This is a genomic window from Microvirga flavescens (genome assembly GCF_003290125.1).
GTDB lineage: Bacteria > Pseudomonadota > Alphaproteobacteria > Rhizobiales > Beijerinckiaceae > Microvirga > Microvirga flavescens.
The window spans coordinates 266584-287398 of record NZ_QMKH01000004.1; the positions used below are offsets into that span (position 1 = coordinate 266584).

The 20815-nt window shown below is 63.5% G+C and carries 21 protein-coding genes; 11 read left to right on the top strand and 10 right to left on the bottom strand.

Features of this window, described 5'->3' with window-relative positions; translation table 11 throughout:
* The first annotated feature begins 17 nt into the window (after positions 1-17).
* Positions 18-764: an arginyltransferase gene (locus DQW91_RS10550; RefSeq protein WP_112663595.1), complete on the top strand. Its 747-nt coding sequence runs from the start codon at positions 18-20 to the stop codon at positions 762-764.
* A 3-nt stretch (positions 765-767) separates the two neighbouring features.
* Here DQW91_RS10550 and DQW91_RS10555 read toward each other — a convergent pair whose 3' ends face one another.
* The 3 genes from DQW91_RS10555 to recO form a co-directional block, all read right to left on the bottom strand.
* Positions 768-1061: a hypothetical protein gene (locus DQW91_RS10555; RefSeq protein WP_112663596.1), complete on the bottom strand. Its 294-nt coding sequence runs from the start codon at positions 1059-1061 to the stop codon at positions 768-770.
* A gap of 91 nt (positions 1062-1152) precedes the next feature.
* Positions 1153-3396 carry a DNA topoisomerase IV subunit A gene (gene parC, locus DQW91_RS10560; RefSeq protein ID WP_112663597.1) on the bottom strand — a complete coding sequence of 748 codons (2244 nt, stop codon included), beginning with the start codon at positions 3394-3396 and terminating at the stop codon, positions 1153-1155.
* A gap of 65 nt (positions 3397-3461) precedes the next feature.
* A complete protein-coding gene (recO, locus tag DQW91_RS10565) occupies positions 3462-4193 on the bottom strand; it encodes a DNA repair protein RecO (RefSeq protein ID WP_112663598.1) in 732 nt (243 codons plus the stop codon).
* Between the two features lie 748 nt (positions 4194-4941).
* Here recO and DQW91_RS10570 point away from each other — a divergent pair.
* The gene (locus tag DQW91_RS10570; protein ID WP_245410982.1) at positions 4942-6063 is read left to right on the top strand and encodes an OmpA family protein; all 1122 of its coding nucleotides are present in this window, start codon (positions 4942-4944) and stop codon (positions 6061-6063) included.
* Positions 6064-6125: 62 nt separating this feature from the next.
* Here the strand turns inward: DQW91_RS10570 and DQW91_RS10575 are convergent, their stop codons facing one another.
* A complete protein-coding gene (locus tag DQW91_RS10575) occupies positions 6126-7229 on the bottom strand; it encodes a helix-turn-helix domain-containing protein (protein WP_245410983.1) in 1104 nt (367 codons plus the stop codon).
* Positions 7230-7307: 78 nt separating this feature from the next.
* On the opposite strand from DQW91_RS10575, the gene DQW91_RS10580 reads away from it, so the two are divergent.
* Positions 7308-8012, top strand: coding sequence for a hypothetical protein (locus tag DQW91_RS10580; protein ID WP_157961416.1), 705 nt, complete (start codon positions 7308-7310; stop codon positions 8010-8012).
* A 27-nt stretch (positions 8013-8039) separates the two neighbouring features.
* Here DQW91_RS10580 and era read toward each other — a convergent pair whose 3' ends face one another.
* The 6 genes from era to DQW91_RS10610 form a co-directional block, all read right to left on the bottom strand.
* Complete coding sequence (era, locus tag DQW91_RS10585) at positions 8040-8954, bottom strand: GTPase Era (protein WP_112663602.1); 915 nt, start codon at positions 8952-8954, stop codon at positions 8040-8042.
* A complete protein-coding gene (rnc, locus tag DQW91_RS10590) occupies positions 8941-9654 on the bottom strand; it encodes a ribonuclease III (protein WP_112663603.1) in 714 nt (237 codons plus the stop codon). Before rnc ends, era begins: the two co-directional genes overlap by 14 nt.
* Before the next feature lie 4 nt (positions 9655-9658).
* Positions 9659-10417 (bottom strand): signal peptidase I, encoded by a 759-nt coding sequence (gene lepB, locus DQW91_RS10595; RefSeq protein WP_245410984.1) that lies wholly within the window; start codon positions 10415-10417, stop codon positions 9659-9661.
* Between the two features lie 181 nt (positions 10418-10598).
* Positions 10599-11000, bottom strand: a complete 402-nt coding sequence (gene acpS / locus DQW91_RS10600) for a holo-ACP synthase (protein WP_112663604.1) — start codon at positions 10998-11000, stop codon at positions 10599-10601.
* Positions 10997-11752 (bottom strand): pyridoxine 5'-phosphate synthase, encoded by a 756-nt coding sequence (locus DQW91_RS10605; RefSeq protein ID WP_112663605.1) that lies wholly within the window; start codon positions 11750-11752, stop codon positions 10997-10999. The genes acpS and DQW91_RS10605 overlap by 4 nt, the downstream gene beginning before the upstream one ends.
* 86 nt (positions 11753-11838) lie before the next feature.
* On the bottom strand, positions 11839-12309 hold the full coding sequence (locus tag DQW91_RS10610; RefSeq protein ID WP_112663606.1) for a hypothetical protein: 471 nt from the start codon (positions 12307-12309) through the stop codon (positions 11839-11841).
* 358 nt (positions 12310-12667) lie between these two features.
* On the opposite strand from DQW91_RS10610, the gene rpsF reads away from it, so the two are divergent.
* The 8 genes from rpsF to DQW91_RS17220 all read left to right on the top strand — a co-directional run bounded on the left by rpsF (position 12668) and on the right by DQW91_RS17220 (position 20751).
* Complete coding sequence (gene rpsF, locus DQW91_RS10615) at positions 12668-13057, top strand: 30S ribosomal protein S6 (RefSeq protein WP_112663607.1); 390 nt, start codon at positions 12668-12670, stop codon at positions 13055-13057.
* 2 nt (positions 13058-13059) lie between these two features.
* On the top strand, positions 13060-13311 hold the full coding sequence (gene rpsR, locus DQW91_RS10620; protein ID WP_112663608.1) for a 30S ribosomal protein S18: 252 nt from the start codon (positions 13060-13062) through the stop codon (positions 13309-13311).
* Between the two features lie 121 nt (positions 13312-13432).
* On the top strand, positions 13433-14392 hold the full coding sequence (locus DQW91_RS10625; protein ID WP_112663609.1) for a DUF2232 domain-containing protein: 960 nt from the start codon (positions 13433-13435) through the stop codon (positions 14390-14392).
* Positions 14393-14416: 24 nt separating this feature from the next.
* Positions 14417-14980, top strand: a complete 564-nt coding sequence (rplI, locus tag DQW91_RS10630; protein ID WP_112663610.1) for a 50S ribosomal protein L9 — start codon at positions 14417-14419, stop codon at positions 14978-14980.
* 412 nt (positions 14981-15392) lie between these two features.
* Positions 15393-16886 (top strand): replicative DNA helicase, encoded by a 1494-nt coding sequence (locus tag DQW91_RS10635; RefSeq protein WP_112663611.1) that lies wholly within the window; start codon positions 15393-15395, stop codon positions 16884-16886.
* Positions 16887-16894: 8 nt separating this feature from the next.
* On the top strand, positions 16895-18037 hold the full coding sequence (gene alr, locus DQW91_RS10640; RefSeq protein ID WP_112663668.1) for an alanine racemase: 1143 nt from the start codon (positions 16895-16897) through the stop codon (positions 18035-18037).
* A complete protein-coding gene (gene radA / locus DQW91_RS10645; RefSeq protein WP_112663612.1) occupies positions 18037-19443 on the top strand; it encodes a DNA repair protein RadA in 1407 nt (468 codons plus the stop codon). The genes alr and radA overlap by 1 nt, the downstream gene beginning before the upstream one ends.
* Positions 19444-19581: 138 nt before the next feature.
* Positions 19582-20751 (top strand): calcium-binding protein, encoded by a 1170-nt coding sequence (locus tag DQW91_RS17220; protein ID WP_112663613.1) that lies wholly within the window; start codon positions 19582-19584, stop codon positions 20749-20751.
* Positions 20752-20815 lie beyond the last annotated feature (64 nt).

The window sequence follows — 20815 nt, forward strand, 5'->3', positions numbered from 1 at the left end:
AACCAAGGCCAGTAAGCGTGACGAGCCAGCCCCGCGATCCGCCGCAGTTCTACCTCACCTCTCCCACCGCTTGCCCCTACCTGCCCGGCAAGGAGGAGCGGAAAGTTTTCACGCATATCGTGGGCCGGCGCGGCCGTGACCTGAACGAGATTCTCACGCAAGGCGGCTTTCGCCGCTCGCAGACCATCGCCTATCGTCCGGCCTGCGAAACCTGTCGCGCCTGCATTTCCGTGCGCGTCGTCGTCGACGACTTCGAGCCTTCCGGCAACCTGCACCGCGTTCTGAAGCACAATCGCGACCTGATCGGAACCGCGATCCAGAACCGGCCCTCCTCCGAGCAGTATTCCCTGTTCCGCCGTTACCTCGACGCGCGCCACAAGGATGGCGGCATGGCAGACATGAGCGTGCTCGACTACGCCATGATGGTGGAGGACAGCCATGTCGATACCTGCATCGTCGAGTATCGCCGCAGGGGCATCGACAGCGGCATTACGGGGCGCGGCGAAGGCGAGTTGATCGCGATGGGCCTGACGGACGTGATGAGCGACGGCTTGTCGATGGTCTATTCGTTCTACGACCCGGATCTGACGGACCGCAGCCTCGGCACTTTCATGATCCTCGACCACATCCGCCGCGCGCGGGCGATGGGCCTGCCCTACCTCTATCTCGGCTACTGGGTCGATGGCTCGCCGAAGATGGGCTACAAGGCGCGCTTCCGCCCGCAGGAGCGGCTGATGCCGAACGGCTGGGTGCGGGTGGATTGAGCGTCAGGCCAGAAGCCGCATAACGACGAACACTGCACCAACAATTGCCGGAACTGCGAGGAGCACGAAGGCAAGCACCGCGCTCTCGGCCTGAAACAGGGACTTCGCGGCAAAGATCGCGACGAGACTTACCACCGTCAGCAAGGTCATTCCGCCCACGAACGCCCATGCCTGCCAGCGCCCCTGCGAGCCCGCCGCGTCGAAGGTCATCACCGACAGCGCCGTTCCGATCAGCATTCCGACCCAGCCGCAGATTGCGAGCAGGAGGGCAATTCTGAAAGCGATGTGTATCAGCATGTCGCGCGCCCAGGGATCCCAACTTCATCCGCCTCGCCTTGCGAGTTCCCCTCAAGGGCCCGCAAGGCGGTAGTTTGTTGAAGCGCAGTCCTCACTCGAACTTGTTCGACCTCGGGAAGCCCTTGGGCGGCAGCCGGCCCGCTTCCGCACGGTTGCCGATCCACTCGGCGAGTTCGGATTTCTCCACCGTCCAGGTGCGACCCGACGTGTCCTTCCAGGTGAGACCGGAATCGAGCGCGAAGACCTTGGCGTCGGAGACGCCGCCATCCTTGTAGCGTTGGAGGCGGACACCCTTGCCGCGCGTCATTTCCGGAACCTGATCGAGCGGGAAGAGCAGGAGCTTGCGGTTCTCGCCGACGATGGCGACATGATCGCCCTGCACGTCCGCGCAGACCGTGAGCTTCGCGGGCTCGTCCAGATTGAGGATCTGCTTTCCTTTGCGCGTGTTGGCGATCACATCGTCCGTCGGCACGACGAAACCGCGTCCGTCCGTGCCGGCGACGAGGAGCTTCGTTCCCGCTCTGTAGGGGAACGCGGCGATGAAGTCTTCGCCCTCCTCCAGATCGACCATCAAGCGGATCGGATCGCCGAAGCCGCGCCCGCCGGGAAGCTTGGAAGCGTCCAGCGTGAAGAAGCGCCCATTCGTGGCGACCACGATGATCTTCGATGTCGTCTCCGCGAAGAAGGCCGTCTTGAGATTGTCGTCGCCCTTGAACTGCACCGCCGAAATGTCGGTCTGGTGCCCCTTCATGGCGCGGATCCAGCCCTTCTGCGAGACGATGACGGTGATCGGCTCGCGCTCGACCATCGCCTCCGCGAAATCGATGTCCGATGTGTCGGGCGCCTCGGCGAACTCCGTGCGGCGCTTGCCGAGCGCGGTGTCCGGCCCGAAAGACTTGCGGACTTCGCGGATCTGCCACGACACCGTCTGCCACTGCACCTTCTCGGAGCCGAGCAGGTTCTCGATAGTGGCCTTCTCCTCCTGCAAGCTTTTCTGCTCGCGTTTCAGTTCCATCTCCTCGAGCTTGCGCAGCGAGCGCAGGCGCGTATCGAGAATGGCGTTGGCCTGAATTTCGGTGAGCTTGAAGACCTTCATCAACTCGGCCTTCGGCTCGTCCTCCTCGCGGATGATTTTGATCACCTTGTCGAGGTCGAGATAGACGATGAGCAGGCCGCCCAAAATCTCCAAGCGCTTGTCGATGGCGTCCAGCCGGAACTGCGAACGTCGGATCAGCACTTCGCGGCGATGGTCGAGCCATTCGCGCAAACACTCGGCAAGGCCAAGCACCTTCGGCACCTTGCCGCGCGAGAGCACGTTCACGTTCATCGGCACGCGGCTTTCAAGCTCGGTGAGCTTGAACAGCGACTCCATCAGGATGACAGGGTCGACCGTGCGCGAGCGGGGCTCGAGAACGATGCGCACATCCTCCGCCGATTCATCGCGGACGTCGGCGAGAAGTGGCAGCTTCTTCTCCTGCAGAAGCTCGGCGATCTTTTCGATGAGCCGCGACTTCGGCACGAGATAGGGAATTTCGGTAACGACGATATTCCAGGTGCCGCGACCGCCCTCTTCCTTCTGCCAGCGCGCGCGAACGCGGAACGAGCCGCGACCGGTGCGATAGGTCTCGGCAATCCCGTCCCGCCCATCCACGATGATACCGCCGGTCGGAAGGTCCGGGCCCGGAACGAAGTTGATGAGCTGCTCTGACGTCGCGTTGGGGTGCGAGATCAGATAGAGCGCGGCGTCGCACAGTTCCGCGGCGTTGTGCGGCGGGATCGAAGTGGCCATGCCGACCGCGATGCCCTGCGAACCGTTCGCCAACAGGTTCGGGAACGCCGCCGGGAGCACGATGGGCTCTTCGTTCGCCTGATCGTAGGTCTCGCGGAAATCGACCGCGTTCTCGTCGATACCGTCGAGCAGGAGGCGCGCGACCTCGGTCAGCCGCGCCTCGGTGTAACGCATGGCGGCGGCGTTATCGCCGTCGATGTTGCCGAAATTGCCCTGCCCTTCGACGAGCGGATAGCGCTGCGCGAAATCCTGCGCGAGGCGCACGAGAGCATCGTAGATCGCCTGGTCGCCGTGGGGGTGATACTGACCCATCACGTCGCCGACGATGCGGGCGCATTTCTTCGGGGCTGACTTCGGATCGAGCCGCAGCAAGCGCATGGCGTGCAGAATGCGGCGGTGGACGGGCTTCAGGCCGTCCCGCGCATCCGGCAGGGCCCGGTGCATGATGGTCGACAGGGCATAGGCAAGGTAGCGCTCTTCCAGCGCCTCCTTGAGATTGATGTTCTCAATCTCCCCGCCGGAGGGCGGATTGACGAGTTTACCCATGAACAGGAATCCCCGGATTCGAATCGGTCAACGTGACGTTTAACAAGAACATATCGAAAACAAAACTATCCTTCGTCCGCCATCGCCAGCGCGATGAAGCGAGCCCGCTCCGCCGGCATGGCCTGCCCGCGCGGTTCGAACACGCTCTGATGCAGGAAGAATTCGGTGAGTGCAAATCCTGCCTGGATGTCGGGCAAGGCGGGGCGGTTTCCGGTGGGCCGTCCGATCAGGAAGCCGGGCAGCCTGAAAAGCCTGTCCTTGTAAGGCTCCCCCGCCGCCGAGCTCACCGCGCGGCCGCTCTTCGGCGAGACATACGCCAGATCGTCCGTCCGCCCCGTGGCGGCGCAGGAGCCAAGATCGAGCCCGAAGCCGAGATCGGCGAGGAGCGCCAGCTCGAAGCGCACGAAGAGCGCGGGCGCGAGATCCGTATCGTCAAGATGGTCCACCAACACCGCCAGCGCCTCATAGAGATCTTGGTGCGGGTCGCGTTCGGGCAGCATCCGCAGGAAATGCGACAGGGTCGCCAGTCCGTAGAGCGCGAGCGGCTCGGGAATGAACCGCGCCGCCCTCAGATCGAGGCCCTCCACATGGAAATTGCCGAGATGCTCATCGAGCCGCGCGCGCCATGTCACCTGCACGCCGTTGCCGGGCTGCAGAACCGGCCTCTGCGCCTTGGAGCGTCCGCCCTGCACAAGGCCCAGATGGCGGCCGTGATCGCGCGTCATCACCTCGAGGATAACGCTCGACTCGCCATGTTTGCGGACACCGAGAACGATGCCCTCGTCGGACCATTGCATAAGATTTCGCCTGAGCGGGAGAAGCCTCAACCCGGTGTTTCAATCTAAGGGCCGCACAACCGTTTTTCCATGCGTTTTCAAGACGCTTTGCCTTTTCTGAACACGCAATTGCCACGGTTCGCGCCCAAGCACACCCGCGCTTATAATTTGCCAGATTCGCGCCTTTTCAAACCAGGGTACCATGCGACTTCATTCTCTGCTGCTGACAACCACGGCGATCTCTCTTCTCGGATTCGCCCCGATGGCCACCGCCGATAACGGTATCGACGGCTCCCGACACCACTGGCAAATGGCGCAGGCCGAGCCGGATCAGCCGCCGCATCGGAAGCGGCCCGGGGAGCGGCCCTATGAGCAAGATCAGGGCAGGCAGCAGCACCCCCGACAGGGCCCGCAAGGGGCCCCCGGCGCCCACGGACGCCCGGAGGGACAGGGCGGCCCGCGCCAGCAGCGCCCCGAAGCGCCTCGCGAAATGCCGCAGATGCGCCCTCCGCGTATGGAGCAGCCAGCTCAACCACTCCGGCCCATGCCCCCGGCTCCGCACCAAGCCGCACCAGCGCCACAGCCGGAGAGGCAACACCCCATGAAGCCGCCGGGAGCTGGTCGCCCACAGCCGCCCATGCCCTCGGCACCGCCGGCCCTGCACCAGCCGCAGCCTGGAAGACCGGGACCGGCAATGCCCTTACCGGGCGCTCCGGTTCCAGCACCGCAGACGCAACCCCAGGCGCCGCGCCCGGTACCGGGAGCACCAGTGCCCGTCGAGATTGCGCCGAACCGACAAGGCATGCCGCGCCCCATGCCGCAACCCGGTATGCGCCCCCCTCCGGTCGGGCAGCCATTGCCCCCCGGTGCCCAGCGCCCCGGTGAATTCGGACGCCCGCCGTTTGATCAGGGCCAGCGCCCCGGCTTCGCCCCCGGCGCGCCGGCTCCCGGCGTGTTTCCTGGCGCGTTCCCCGGCGGCAATCTCGACGAATTGCGTCGTCAGCGTCGCGAGCGCGCGGAAGACGGCGGACGACGCGTCATCATCGAGGAGCCGGATGCCCGCATGATCATCCGCGACGGCGGGCGTCTCATCATCCGCCATGACGAGACGGAGCGTTTTCGCCGCAGCTATGGCGGGGCGGATGTGCGCGTGCTGCAACGCGGTGGCAATCAGGTGACGGTCATTCGCCAGCCGAACGGCGAGGAAATCATCACCGAGCGCGATCCATACGGCAATCTGGTGCGGCGCATCAGGCGTGCACGCGACGGGCGCGAGGTGATCCTGATCCAGAACGAAATCATGGGCCGTCCGCGTTTTCCCTATGGCTACCTGCCGCGCGATGTCATGGAGCTGCCGCCGCCGGTGGTCGTCATCCCGCGCGAGGAATACATCGTGGACGTGGAAGGCGCGTCGCAGGACGCGCTCTATCAAGCCTTCTCTGCCCCGCCGATCATGCGGATCGCCCGCCCCTACACGCTCGACGAGATCCGCCAGAGCCAATTGCTGCGTGAGCGCGTGCGCCGCGTCGATGTCGATACGATTACCTTCGACACAGGATCATGGGTGCTCTCGCCGGAACAATACGGCGCGTTGACGGGCATCGGCGAGGCGATCCGCCGGGTGCTCGCCAACAATCCGAACGAGATCTTCCTTGTGGAGGGTTACACGGATGCGGTCGGCTCGGACGAGGACAATCTCACCCTCTCCGACCGCCGCGCGGAAACCGTGGCGACCGTGCTCACGCAGCACTTTGGCATTCCGGCGGAAAACCTGACGACACAGGGCTATGGCGAGCAATATCTGAAGATCGACACGCAAGGCCCCGAACGCCGGAACCGCCGCGTCACGATCCGCCGCATCACGCCGTTGCTGCAAGGGCAGCAGCGTTAAGGAGTTTGCTCACCCGCGAAGGCCTGCCAAACGCAGGCCTTCGCGCTGCTCGTTTGCGAAGTTTAGCGCTGCCTCTGCCGCCAAACGGTGGGGCTCACCCCGGTCATGCGCAAGAATTCACGATTGAAATTCGACTTTGTCAGAAAGCCTGCATCGAAGACGATCCGGGTGATCGGGTCGTCGGTCTGCTCCAGCAAACGACACGCTTCGCGGACCCGATAGTTGTTCACGTACTGCGAAACGCTCATGCCGTGGACGCGGTTGACGGCACTGGAAACGCTTCTCGCCGGCAACCCAAGGCGACGCGCGATCTTGCCGAGATTGAGCTCCACATCCCTGTACAGGTTCTTGGACTGCATCAGCACGTCCAATGAGGCAGCGATCGTGGAATCCTCCTCTGTCGCCCGAAGAGGCTCCGGACTGGCCGCTTCGTCTCCTTCCGGCATCTCTTCTGCCGCCATGTCCTCCGCCGCCGTGTCGGAGCTGGCGACGAAAGCAGCGCCACCGAGGATGAGCAAGGCCACAACGTTGCCCCCGGCAATCACCGCCGCCGAATGCACGCCGCCGGTCCAGGCGAAATCGAAACTGATGATGATGTCCGAGACCGCCGACCCGATCAGGGCCAGCGCCGTAATCTGCAAGGCTCGGTAGGAGCGCATGGCGCCATCGAGACGCGAAGAGACAAGACCGTCGGGCCCGAGACGCGCCAGCCACAGCAAAGCAGCTCCATACCCGAGAAAGACGACGATGATCACCGCGCCGACAGGCTCGCGCCAGACGAGAAGCAGCAGCGCGACGAGGCAGGTCGGCAGAAGGTGTGGCCAGATGATCGGCTTTTCATGCGCCAGCCCCCTGAAGCAAACCCAAGCGAGTGAGGCGATAAAGGTGGCCAGGACCGGCTGAACCCAAAGGGTCTCAAGGATATCGTACCCCCACCGCAGCCCGATCAGGATGGATTGTAAGGCATAAGCGGCGATCAGGAGCACGAAGAGGCGGTTCTCGCGCAGATGCAATTCGCCCCGCCGCATCATCCGCACAAGGATAGCGACCAGAAAAAGCGAAACGACAAAAGGCAGGGGAACGAAAAGCATGGAGACAGAGGATGACAACAGACAGCGCGGACTTTGCCCCGGATCGCGCTTCAGGTCGACCTCGAACGTGATCAAGGTCGCGGCAATATCCTCTTTCCGGCCAGTTTCCCGATGCCGGATAACGAATCCGGTTTCATCAACGGAACTGAGGACATGGAACCGGTATCGATCGTCATCACTCTTCTCATGATCGCCTCATCAACTCCAGCAAAGGCCGGAACGATCAGGCAACCCATCGACCTCTCCAACGTGAGCGCGGTGGCAATTACGGGCAACGCGAGTTCGATCCGCCTGACGACGGATGAAGGGCCCTATCAGGCAACACTTGCCGGGCGGCATTCCGGGTGGTTCGCACGGTGGTCTTCGAGCTGGTTCCCCAATGAATGCCGCACGTCCAGCCGCATGTGGGTGGATGGCTCGACCCTTTTCGTGGAGGCGGACAGCTCCCAATGGCTGGATACTTCGGACTGCGTCGTCGAGATCAAGGCCAACGTCAGAAAGGAAACCGCCGTCTCGATTGAGCAGGCCGCATCGCAGGCAAGGTTGAGCGGAGACTTCTCATCCATCGCGCTCGACAACAAAGCCGCCGACATCTCTTTCGACGGTCATGCCCGGAACGTCTCGGTAAGAGGTGGAGCGATCAAGGCTCGCTTCTCATTCGATGAAATTCGCCAAAACGAGACTATCACTGTAGACGCCTACGCCCTCGACGTCCTTCTCGGTTTCGGCAGAACCACGCCGATCAGCTACACCGTTGAGGCGAAGGCGTCCCTGGTCGACTCATCCCTCGCTAACAGTCCAGGCGCCAAGCCATCGGTGAGCATCAAGAGCGATTATGCACGGGTCAGGATTCGATAGTTTCCCCTTCCCGCGCCTAGCCCGTTCTCAGCCCTTCGGGAATTCCAGCCCCATTTCGCGGTAGCGTTCCGGGTCATCGCTCCAGTTCTCGCGCACCTTCACGAACAGGAAGAGGTGCACCTGTGTCTCGGCGATCTCGGTGATTTCCTTGCGCGCCGCCTGGCCGATGGCCTTGATGGTCTGACCGCCCTTGCCGAGCACGATCTTGCGCTGGCTGTCACGCTCCACGAAGATCGTCTGCTCGATGCGCACCGAGCCATCCGGGCGCTGCTGCCACTGATCGGTTTCGACGGTGGACTCGTAAGGCAGCTCTTCGTGCAGGCGTTCGTAGATCTTCTCGCGGGTAATCTCAGCGGCGAGCATGCGCAGCGGCGCGTCGGAGATCTGGTCTTCCGGATAGAGCCACGGCCCTTCCGGCATCATCTTCGCAAGCTCGCGCCGCAAGGCCTCGAGGCCGTCGCCCTTGAGGGCGGAAATCATAAAGGTGTGCGCGAACTGTACCTTCTCGTTCAGCTTCGCCGCCATCGCCAGCAACACCGACCGCTCGATCAGGTCGATCTTGTTGAGGATGAGGATCTTGGGGCGCTTCACCTCGGGGAGTTTCTCAAGGATGGCCTCGGCCTCCTCGTCGATGCCTTTTCTCACATCGAGAAGAAAAGCCACCGCGTCGGCATCCGCCGCTCCGCCCCAGGCGGAGGTCACCATCGCGCGATCGAGACGGCGCTTCGGCTTGAAGATGCCGGGCGTATCGACGAACACGATCTGCGCATCGCCCTCAATCGCGATGCCGCGCACGAGGGCGCGCGTCGTCTGCACCTTGCGGGAGACGATGGAGACCTTGGAGCCGACGAGCGAGTTGAGCAGCGTCGACTTGCCGGCATTCGGCGCGCCGATCAAAGCAACGAAGCCAGCCTTTGTTTTCACGTCTTCAGGCTGAGCCATGCTCTTCCTCCGTCCAAACTTTTTCACGCAGCAGCATGCTGCGCGCTGCCGCCTGCTCGGCGATGCGTTTCGATGTGCCGGTGCCGAACTCGTTCTCGGTGCCCTTCACTTTCACCACAACGCGGAAACGCGGCGCGTGATGCGGGCCGGTCTGCTCGACAATGGCGTAAGCCGGGGTCGGCAGCCCCTTGCCTTGCGCCCATTCCTGCAAGGCGCTCTTCGGGTCGCGCAACGGACGGCGCGGGGAATCCAGAAGATCCTTGAAGGAGCCTTCGATCACGGCCTTGGCCGCATCGTACCCGCCATCGAGGAACACCGCGCCGATGATCGCCTCGCAGACATCCGCAAGGATCGTCGGGTTGCGGCGCTCGCCCGAATGCGCCTCGCCCGCACCGAGCTTGAGATAGGGTCCCACGTCCCATTTCGCCGCCACTTCCGCGCAGGTCTCGCGGCGCACGAGTTCCGACAGGCGGCGCGAAAGCTCACCCTCGGGAGCCTTCGGAAATCCGGCATAGAGCATGTCGGCAACGGACAGCCCGAGCACGCGATCGCCTAAGAACTCGAGGCGCTGATAGCTCGGCCCGACAGACAAGCGCTGGGCGCTGACATGGGTCAGCGCCAGATCGAGCAAAGTCTCGTCCTTGAACCGATAGCCGACTGTATCCTGCAAGTCGGCGAGATTTGTCTTGCGGCGTGCCACGGGCCTAGTGAATCCGGTCGAACATGCGGTTCCAACGGATATAGCGCGGCCATTCCCACGGCCGCCAGAGGGACGCGTTCTCGTCGATGGAGAAGAAGATGATCTCGGCCCGGCCGACGAAGTTCTCGAAGGGCACCTGCCCCACGCTCGCCTCGTCGCGGGAATCCGTCGAGTTGTCGCGGTTGTCGCCCATCATGAAGTAATGGCCTGGCTGAACCGTGTAGACATTGGTGTTGTCCCAATAGCCCCGGTCGCCGTCACGCTCGATGACGTAGTGCGTTGTGCCTTCGGGAAAGGTCTCTTTGTAGCGCGGCACGGAGATCGTGCGGCCATAGAGATCCGTCGTCTGGTAATCCTCGACGCGCTCGCGCTTCACGGGCTGGCCGTTGATCTGCAAAATGCCGCCGATCACCTGGATCTTGTCGCCGGGAAGGCCGACGACGCGCTTGATGTAATCGGTCGAATTGTCCTTCGGCAGCTTGAACACGGCGATATCGCCCCGCTTGGGAGCCGACGCCAAAATGCGGCCGGAGAAGACCGGCGGGCCGAAGGGGATCGAATAGCGCGAATAGCCGTAGGAATATTTGGAAACGAAGAGATAGTCCCCGATCAACAGGGTCGGGATGAGCGACCCGGAGGGGATGTTGAAGGGCTGGAACAGGACTGTGCGGACGACCACCGCGATCAGCAGGGCCTGAAAGATGACCTTGATGGTCTCCCAAAGGCCGCCCTCTTCCTTCTTCACCTTGACGTTTTCGTTCACGAGCAACCACCCATTTTGCGGGCCAATAGGCCGCGCGGAGGTTTGGAGCGGGATCATGTCCCACCGGAACATCATCCCGCTCCAAAGTTCTGACTTTTGCATGACCCTGCCGGGGGCCAGCCCGCAATCGGATCCGTCGCGGGTCTAACCTATGGCGGGGCTCGCCGCAACGCGGCCCGTTTCACCTCTTCGGGAGGGCCTCGATGATGACGAAGGCCTGAGCGAGGGGCGGATCGTCCGTCAGCGAGACATGGACGATGGCCTCATGCCCCGGCGGGGTCATCGCCTCGAGACGCTTCAGCGCGCCGCCGGTCAGCCGCATGGTCGGCCGGCCGCCGGGAAGATTGACCACTTCCATGTCGCGCCAGAACACACCCTGGTTCAGCCCGGTTCCCAAGGCCTTGGAGCAAGCCTCCTTGGCGGCGAAACGGCGGGCATAGGATGGCGCGCGGGCCCGGCGGCGGTCGCTCTTGGCGCGCTCGCCCTCTGTAAAGACGCGGTGGGTGAAACGATCCCCGAACCGCTCGATGGAGCGCTCGATGCGGCGGATGTCGCAGAGGTCGGAGCCGATGCCGAGAATCATGCGGCCTGCGCCCTGCCCGCATCCATCGCCGCGCGCATGGCGCGAACGGCCTCGTCGAGCCCCATGAAGATGGCCTCGGCGATCAGGAAGTGGCCGATATTCAGTTCGGCGATCTGGGGAATGGCCGCAATGGGGCCGACGGTGTCAAAGGTGAGCCCGTGCCCGGCATGGATCTCGAGGCCGAGGGACGCCCCATGCGCGGCAGCACGGCGCACGCGCTCAAGCTCGTGGGCCAGGCGCTCCTCATCCCCGGCCAGGGCCGCCTCGCAATACGTGCCGGTATGAAGCTCGACCACGGGAGCGCCGAGATTGTGGGCCGCCTCCATCACGTCGACTTCCGGCTCGACGAAGAGCGACACGCGAATACCCGCGGCCTTCAATTCCGCGATGGCGGGGCGCAGGGCGGCCTCACCGCCGATGATGTCGAGCCCGCCTTCGGTGGTCCGCTCCTCGCGTTTTTCGGGCACTAGGCAGGCCGCATGGGGACGAAGGGCGACGGCAAGGCCGATCATCTCCGGGGTCGCCGCCATTTCCATGTTGAGCGGCACGAAAAGCTGCCGCTTCAGGCGTTCCATGTCGAGGTCGCGGATATGCCGCCGGTCCTCCCGTAAATGGGCCGTAATGCCGTCGGCTCCCGCGAGCACCGCCATGTGCGCCGCACGGATCGGATCGGGATAAGTGCCGCCGCGCGCGTTCCGGACGGTCGCGACGTGATCGATATTGACGCCGAGGCGAAGAGGAAGAGTTGTCATGTGACCGTTTTAGACCAAGCACGGCCGCTGTCGAGATGAACATCCCGCAAACGCTTGCGAGACTTAAGACCTTCTTACGCTTGAAGTCAGTTGTTCTCACCGATGAAGCGGCCGGCTTGCCACCAAAACCCCAGAGCACCCGCGACATAGCTCAGGAGCAGGCAGGGCCCGATGGACAGCGACCTTTCCCAGACGCCCGTCGAGGGTCCAGTGAACGCCACCGTCGACGGGAGGAGCGCGGAAAAGAGCGGAGTCATGACGAGCCCGATCAAAAGGGCGCATAAGATATAATAAGTTAAACTGCGGATCGCCCAGACCTGCGCCGCGAAAACGACGATAAAGAAAGGGACGAAGTTTGAGGCCAATGCCGTCGTCCAGAGGAAGACGGCCCGTGCCGTCAGCAAAATGGCGCTCTCGAATGGCTGCGACAGCTCGAAAACGGTCTTGGCTCGCCAAAAGACGGCAATGAGGACGCTTTGAGCTATAAAAAGTGCGACGGCAGCCGTGACCGCACAGCCATACGCAACCCAGATTTTCTCGGAAGCCAGAGTATCCAAGAGCCTTTTCAAGAGAATAATGCCTTTATAGATTCGTTATATCGTTTCAATAATTAGATATTCCTCGAAAGTCCATTTTTCCGATGTGCTCCCAAGCACGCTGCGCCCGATTGGCCTTGTGCCAGGGAGGGAAAGCGGTTATAGGCCCCACTTCGCGTTCGCTCCGGCCGGGGGCTGAACGGACGGTCTGGCTTGCCAGACAGGGTTTTTAAGGAACCCGTCGTCCCGTGTCTCCGCCTTCGACAACCGCTCGGGCCTTGCAGGCTCGAAGGGCTTGGCGCCGATCGGACGCGCGAAACCGGCTCCTGACGCGGCATTCGCGTCTTCAGCTTGAACTCAACTTTGAGAAAGGCCCACTATGCCTCTCTACGAGCATATCTTTTTGGCTCGCCAGGACGTTACGTCCCAGCAGGTCGAAGCGATGGTCGAGACCTACAAGTCCGTCATCGAGCAGAACGGTGGCAAGGTCGAGAAGACCGAGATGTGGGGCGTCAAGTCCCTCGCCTACCGCATCAAGAAGAACCGCAAGGCGCACTTCACGCTCTTCAACATCGACGCCCCGGCTCCGGCCCTGGCCGAGATGGAGCGCCAGATGAGCATCTCCGAAGACATCCTCCGCTTCATGACCATCCGCGTGGATGAGCTCGAGAGCGAGCCCTCCGTGATGATGCAGAAGCGCGACCGCGACGAGCGCAAGGACCGCGAGCGCCGTGAGCGCGACGGTGGCTACGAAGGCGAGGAGATCTGATCATGGCATTCGGTGCTGGTGGCGGCGGTGGCCGTCGTCCGTTCTTCCGTCGGCGTAAGACCTGCCCGTTCTCGGGCCCCAACGCTCCGAAGATCGACTACAAGGACACGAAGCTCCTTTCGCGCTACATCTCCGAGCGCGGCAAGATCGTGCCCTCGCGCATCACGGCCGTTTCGGCCAAGAAGCAGCGTGAACTCGCCCAGGCGATCAAGCGCGCCCGCTTCATGGGCCTGCTGCCCTACGTGATCCGTTAAGAATTCCACGGGGCCGCTCCGGTGGCCCCGTTCCCTACATCTCGCCCGGCGGTGAAAATCCTCCGGGTCTGCTGGGGCAAAGGCCCCTAACCCTGCAAAGAGCAGCGGGACAGCAAGACCGATGAATTTTGTTGTGACAGGAATTGGCGCGGGCCTCGTCTCGGCGCTTCTGATGGCGGTGGTCGTGAAAGCGACGGCGCTCGCCTTCTTCCTGTACATTCTTGCTCCCATTCCCGTTCTGATCGTCTCCCTCGGTTGGGATCATCGTGCCGGCCTCGTAGCAGGCGCGGTCGGCGGCGCTGCGATCGCGCTTCTCTTGTCGCCGATGAGCGGCCTCGGCTTCGTTCTCGTGACTGCCCTGCCCGCCTGGTGGCTTTCCTATCTCGCCCTGCTCGGGCGCGCCGGTGCGAACGGCGTCATGGAATGGTATCCGGTCGGGCGGCTTCTGGCCTGGATCGCCGGAACCGCCACGCTGACGGTCGTCGCCGCCGGCATCATCTCGGCCGGAACCTATGAGGCGTTTCAGGCAAACGCCCGCGAGGTCGCGCAAGCCTTCGTCGACATGCAATTCACCGGCCCCCGAGCGCTGGAAGCGGAAACACGCGGCGACCTCATCGACGCCCTCGCCTCCTTCACGCCCTTCCTCTCGGCTCAGGGCTTCACGACGGTGCTGGCGCTCTATCTCTGGACCGCCGCCAAGATCGTCTCGTATTCCGGGCGGCTTCCCCGCTCCTGGCCACCGATCCCCGAACTGGCGATGCCGCGCGCGAGCGCGCTTGCGCTTGTCCTCGGCCTTGGATTGGCGACTTTCGAGAACTTTGTCGGCGTCTTCGGCTTTGCGCTGGCGGGAGCCTTTTTCACCGCGTTCGCGCTGCAAGGCCTCGCCGCCATTCATGACCGCACGCGCGGCAAGGCGGGCCGCGTCGCGATCCTGATCGGGCTTTACCTGCTCGTTTTTGTCACGCAGGGCATCCTGATGGTGGCCCTGTCCCTCTTCGGCATCGTGGATTCGGTGTTCCAGCTTCGTCGTCGCTCCGGCGCCGGCGGGCAGCCGAACCTCCCCGGAACCCCTTCAACCTGATCACAGCTCACAAGGAGAAACCCCATGGAAGTGATCCTTCTCGAACGCGTCGCCAAGCTCGGCCAGATGGGCGAGACCGTTAAGGTCCGTGACGGCTATGCCCGTAACTTCCTTCTGCCCCGCGGCAAGGCTCTGCGCGCCACCAAGGCCAACAAGGAGCACTTCGAGGCTCAGCGCGCCCAGCTCGAGGCCCGCAACCTCGAGCGCAAGAAGGAAGCCGCTGCCGTCGGCGAGAAGCTGAACGGCCAGAGCTTCATCATCATCCGCCAGTCCGGCGAGACGGGCGTGCTCTACGGTTCGGTTTCGACCCGCGACCTCGCCGAGATCGTCACGCAGGGCGGCTTCTCGGTGGCCCGCAACCAGTTCGTGCTTAACCAGCCGATCAAGACCCTCGGCCTGCACACCGTGCCGGTTCACCTCCACCCGGAGGTCGAGGTCGAGGTGACGATCAACATCGCCCGCAGCCCCGAGGAAGCGGAGCGTCAGGCGCGCGGTGAGAGCGTCACCACCCGCGAAGAAACCAACCTCGACGACCTCGGCCTCGAGGTCGGCGCCGCTCTCGCCGACGCCGGCGACGTGGAACTTTAATACTTGCAGGACCGGGGTTTCGGCCCCGCTTCTTCGACAAACACGCCGCTCATCGGTTTCCGATGGGCGGCGTGTTGTTTTCCTGGCCTGGTTCCTTTCTCTACCGCCGCACGCGCCCGCTTGCCTTGCGTTCCTATTTTGTTCACAATGCCTTCCCGCGATTCGCCCTGACGGCAAGGCCGCCACCGGAAGTTCAGCGGCCCGGTGCCACAACCGCAGCGCGGGTCTTAGAAGCGACCTGGTGTCAAGTTCCTTCGCCGCCAAAATGTCGGCGGTGTGAATAAGAGGGACAGTGAGGAAAGGTCGGCGCGAATGAATGGGAATTTCCTTCTGTGGTCCTTGAGCCACCACCGAATCGCCGTCCTGTCTTAAGGAGAGCTCACACCTTCTCCCTCTGTTTCCGGAGCGCCTGATGGCCACCGCCAATGCCCTGATTGCCCGTCTCGAAACGTCCGAGCCGCAATATCGGGCCGCGCCGAGCAACATCGATGCGGAGCAGGCTCTTCTCGGCGCCGTCCTCGTCAACAACGACGCCTATTATCGGGTCTCCGACTTCCTGGAGGCCGCGCATTTCATGGAGGACCTGCACCGCCGGGTCTATGAGGTCGCGACGAGCCTCATCAAGGCGGGCAAGGTCGCAACGCCGATCACCCTCAAGACCTTTCTGGGCGATCAGGATCTCGGCGGCGTCACCGTCTCGCAATATCTCGCGCGCCTGGCGGCGGAAGCGACGACCGTCATCAATGCCGAGGATTATGGCCGGACGATCTACGACCTCGCCATCCGCCGCAACCTCATCGGCATCGGCGAAGATCTCGTGAACGTCGCCTATGACGCCCCGGTCGAAACCTCTCCGCGCGATCAGATCGAGGAAGCGGAGCGGCGTCTCTACGAATTGGCCGAGACAGGCCGCTATGACGGTGGCTTCCAGCGGTTTTCGGATGCGCTGACGGATGCCATCGACATGGCCGCCGCCGCCTACAAGCGCGAAGGCAAGCTGTCGGGCATTTCCACCGGCCTGATCGACATGGACCGCACCCTCGGCGGCCTGCAATCGTCCGATCTTGTGATCCTCGCCGGCCGTCCCGCGATGGGTAAGACCTCGCTTGCGACCAACATCGCCTTCAACATCGCCAAGGCCTACCAGGGCGAGAAGCAGCCGGACGGCACGGTGAAGACCGTCAACGGCGGCATCGTCGGCTTCTTCTCCCTCGAAATGTCGGCGGAGCAATTGGCGACCCGTATCATCGCCGAGCAATCGGGCGTCGCGTCCTACAAGATCCGCCGCGGCGACATGCGCGAGGACGATTTCTACAAGATCACCGAAGCCGCCCGGGAAATGCAGTCGATCCCCTTCTACATCGACCAGACCGGCGGCATCTCCATCGCGCAGCTTGCCGCGCGCGCGCGCCGCCTCAAGCGTCAGCGCGGCCTCGATATTCTAGTGGTCGACTACCTGCAGCTTCTCTCCGCCTCGGCCAAGAAGGGCGAGAACCGCGTGCAGGAGTTGACCGAAATCACCACGGGCCTGAAGGCGCTCGCCAAGGAACTCGCGGTTCCGATCGTCGCGCTCTCCCAGCTCTCGCGTCAGGTGGAATCGCGCGACGACAAGCGCCCGCAACTCTCCGATCTTCGTGAATCGGGCTCCATCGAGCAGGACGCCGACGTGGTCATGTTCGTCTACCGCGAAGAGTACTACCTGAAGAACAAGGAGCCGAAGCCCGGCACCGAGGAATACTTCAAGTGGCAGGCGGAGATGGACCAGGTCCACGGCAAGGCCGAGGTCATCATCGGCAAGCAGCGTCACGGTCCCACGGGAACCGTGCAATTGGCGTTCCAAGCTGATATCACTCGCTTCACGAACCTCGCCGACGAGGACAAGCTGCCGGAGCGCATTGGCGATTGAGCGACATCATGCAGGGCTCACAGACAGGTCTCATTCCCGACGCCGAAGCGGGCGCCGTCCTCACCATCGATCTCGACGCCATCGCCGCGAACTGGCGAACCTTGCGCGAGCGGGCGGGCACAGACACCGCCGCCGTCGTCAAGGCGGACGCTTACGGCACCGGCATCGAGAAGACCGTCCCGGCCCTGCTTGATGCGGGCTGCCGCGTCTTCTTCGTGGCGCACCTGTCCGAGGCCAAGCGCGTGCGCGCCGTCGCGACCGAGGCGACGATCTACGTGCTCAACGGCTTTCCGCACGGCACCGGCCCGACCTACGCCAATCACGACATCCGCCCCGTTCTGGGCTCGCTGGAAGAGATCGAGGAATGGGCGGCGTTCTGCCGTTCGCAAGGCGCGCGCCTTCCCGCCGCGATCCATGTCGATACGGGCATGCACCGGCTCGGCCTGCCCCTCGTCGAAGGGCTCTCGCTGAGCAATGACGCCCGCATCAAGGATTTCGATCTCGCGCTCCTGATGAGCCACCTCGTCAGCGCGGAGGAGCCGGAGAACCAGATCAACGCCCGTCAGATCGCGGCCTTCACGGCGCTGCGCGGCGCGATGCCCGGCATTCCCTGCTCGCTGGCCAACTCATCCGGAACCTTCCTGAAAGGGATGCAGGCCTTCGAACTCGCTCGCCCCGGCTATGCGCTCTACGGCGGCAACCCGACGCCGCACCTGTCCAACCCGATGAAGCCTGTCGCGCACCTGGACGCGCGCGTGATCCAGCTTCGTTATGCGCTCGCGGGCGAGACCGCCGGCTACAACGCCGCGTGGACCGCCCCGAGCCGCCGCCGCCTCGCCACCATCTCCGTCGGCTACGCGGACGGCTATCCGCGTTCCGCTGGCAGCACCAACACCAATGTGGGCGATGCGGGCATCGCCATCGTCGCGGGTAGGCGCTGCCCATTCGTGGGCCGGGTTTCGATGGATCTCATCATCATCGACGTCACCGACGTGCCGGAGCATGAGATTCATCGTGGCGACATCGTCACCCTGATCGGCACGAACCTGACCATCGATGAAGTGGGCCGCCGCGCGGGCACCATCGGCTACGAAATCCTCACCAGTCTCGGGCGGCGCTATGCGCGTCACTACCGTGGGGGCCCGCGCTGATGGCGAAGCGCCAGCCGTCTTTCGCCTGCCAGAGCTGCGGCGCGGTCTATAACCGCTGGAAAGGCAAGTGCGAGGCCTGCGGCGGGTGGAACACCATCGTCGAGGAAACGGGTTCCTCGAACCCGATGGTCGGCCCCGTAGCCACCCGCCCCACCCGCGCCAAGGGCAGGATCTTCCCGCTGGAAGGGCTTTCCGGCGAGACCAAGGAAGCTCCGCGCACGCCCTCGGGCATCGCCGAACTCGACCGGGTCACCGGCGGCGGCTTCGTGCACGGCTCGGTGATCCTGCTCGGTGGCGATCCCGGCATCGGCAAATCGACCCTCCTCATGCAGGCCTCCGCCGCCCTCGCCAACAAGGGACACCGCGTCGCCTACATCTCGGGCGAAGAGGCGGTGGCGCAGGTGCGGCTGAGAGCCGAGCGTCTCGGCCTCGGGCAGGCTCCCGTCGAACTGGCTGCCGAGACCAATGTCGAAGACATCATCGCCACGCTGACACAAGGGCAACCACCCGCGCTCGCCATCATCGACTCGATCCAGACCATGTGGACCGAGACGGTGGAATCCGCGCCCGGAACCGTGACGCAGGTGCGCGGCAGCGCGCAGGCGCTGATCCGCTTCGCCAAGACCATCGGCACGGCGGTGATCCTCGTCGGCCACGTGACGAAGGACGGGCAGATCGCCGGGCCGCGCGTCGTGGAGCACATGGTGGATGCCGTCGTTTCCTTCGAAGGCGATACCGGCCACCATTTCCGCATTCTGCGCGCCGTGAAGAACCGCTTCGGCCCCACCGACGAAATCGGCGTGTTCGAGATGTCGGATATCGGCCTGCGCGAAGTATCGAACCCGTCCGAGCTGTTCCTGGCCGGGCGCGATCTCGCGACACCGGGAACTGCCGTTTTTGCCGGAATGGAGGGCACCCGCCCGCTGCTGGTGGAGATCCAGGCCCTCGTCGCCCCCTCGTCGCTTGGCACCCCTCGCCGCGCGGTGGTGGGGTGGGACCCGAGCCGCCTGTCGATGGTGCTCGCTGTGCTCGAAGCGCATGGCGGCCTCAAGCTCGGCATGCACGATGTCTATCTCAACGTGGCAGGTGGTCTTCGCATCACGGAACCAGCGGCGGATCTCGCTGCAGCGGCGGCGCTGGTTTCCTCGCTCTCCGGCGCGTCACTGCCTTCCGACACGGTCTATTTCGGCGAACTCGGCCTCTCGGGGGCGATCCGGCCCGTCGCCCAGGCACAGTCCCGGTTGAAGGAAGCGGCAAAGCTCGGCTTCTCCGGCGCGGTCGCCCCTGCCCCACGCATCGAGCAAGCCAATCCGGAGCGCCTCCCCCTCGCGGCTGCCTCCATCGGGCATATTACGGACCTCGTGGCGGGCATCGCCTCCCGCAGCCCCAACCGGCGCCGGGCATAAACAGTAAGGCATTGCGCCAAGCGGCTTTTGCAACAGTGCAACCCTATGTCGATTGTGCCGCTACCCCTTTCGGGGTACCCATTTCGGTACGGCGGGGGCTAACCGCTGGGGACCATAGGCCTCTTAGGGGAAACGAATATGGCTGCAACCATTGTGCTTTCTGCCAGCACTGTTGAAGAGAACTCTGACAAAGATATCGTTGTCGGCTCTCTGAGCGTCACCGGCGGCAAGGACGGCGAGACCTTTACCTTTGCGACGAACAGCAATCTTTTCTACATCGAAGGCGATAAGCTGCTCGTGAAGGAAGGCGCTGTGCTCGATTTCGAGACGCTGAGCCTGATCGCCGTTTCGATCACAGCGGCAAGCACCGCAACGTCCGGCGGTAAAACGCCCGTCAGCCCCCAGACCCTCACGATCTCCCTCACCGACGTGAACGAAGCCCCGACGGACATCACCCTCACCGGCGGCTCGGTCGCTGAGGACAGCGCCATCGGCACGGAAGTCGCGTCTCTGACCGGCGTGGATCAGGACGCGGATGACGTTCTCACCTACTCCCTCGTGACCGACGAAACGGGCACGACAGCCGCGACGAGCGACCTCTTCGAGATCGCCGGCAGCAAGATCAAGCTCAAGGCTGTGCCGGATCAGGCTAAGGTTGGCTCGTACAACGTTTGGGTCAAGGTGGCTGACGCTGACGGCCTGTCCTACGTGAAGCAGCTCACCCTCAACGTGGCGGACGCACTCGAAAACGTCACCGGCACGAACCGCAACGACAGGCTCGTCGGTTCGGACCTCGCCGACGCCATCAACGGTCTTGCAGGCAACGACAAGATCGACGGCAAGGGCGGCGACGACGTCATCAACGGCGGCCTCGGCAAGGACATCCTCACCGGCGGCGCTGGCAAGGACACCTTCGTGTTCGATACCCCCGTCAAGAAGGGCCATTTCGATCATATCAAGGATTTCAACTCGGCGGACGACACGCTCCAGTTCAACCTCTCGGCCCTGAAGTCCTTCAAGGTCAAGGTGTCCAAGAAGGATGTCGGCTCCGAGGATCACGGTTCGTTCAAGGGCCACGAGAAGAAGCACTCCTTCGGCCTCGACAAGGTCTTCAAGAAGGGCAAGCTGGAGAAGAAGTTCTTCACCATTGGCGACCACGCCAAGGACAGCAACGACTTCGTCTACTACAATAAGAAGAACGGCTTCGTTTACCTCGATGTCGACGGCGCAGGCGGCAAGAAGGGGATCGAGATCCTCAAGCTGAAGCCCGGCACCAAGATCAGCGCCGACGATTTCCTGTTCATCTAAGAGCAGACGACCAATTCATCGAAAGGCCTCGGCGGGAACCGACCGGGGCCTTTTTCTGCTTCGC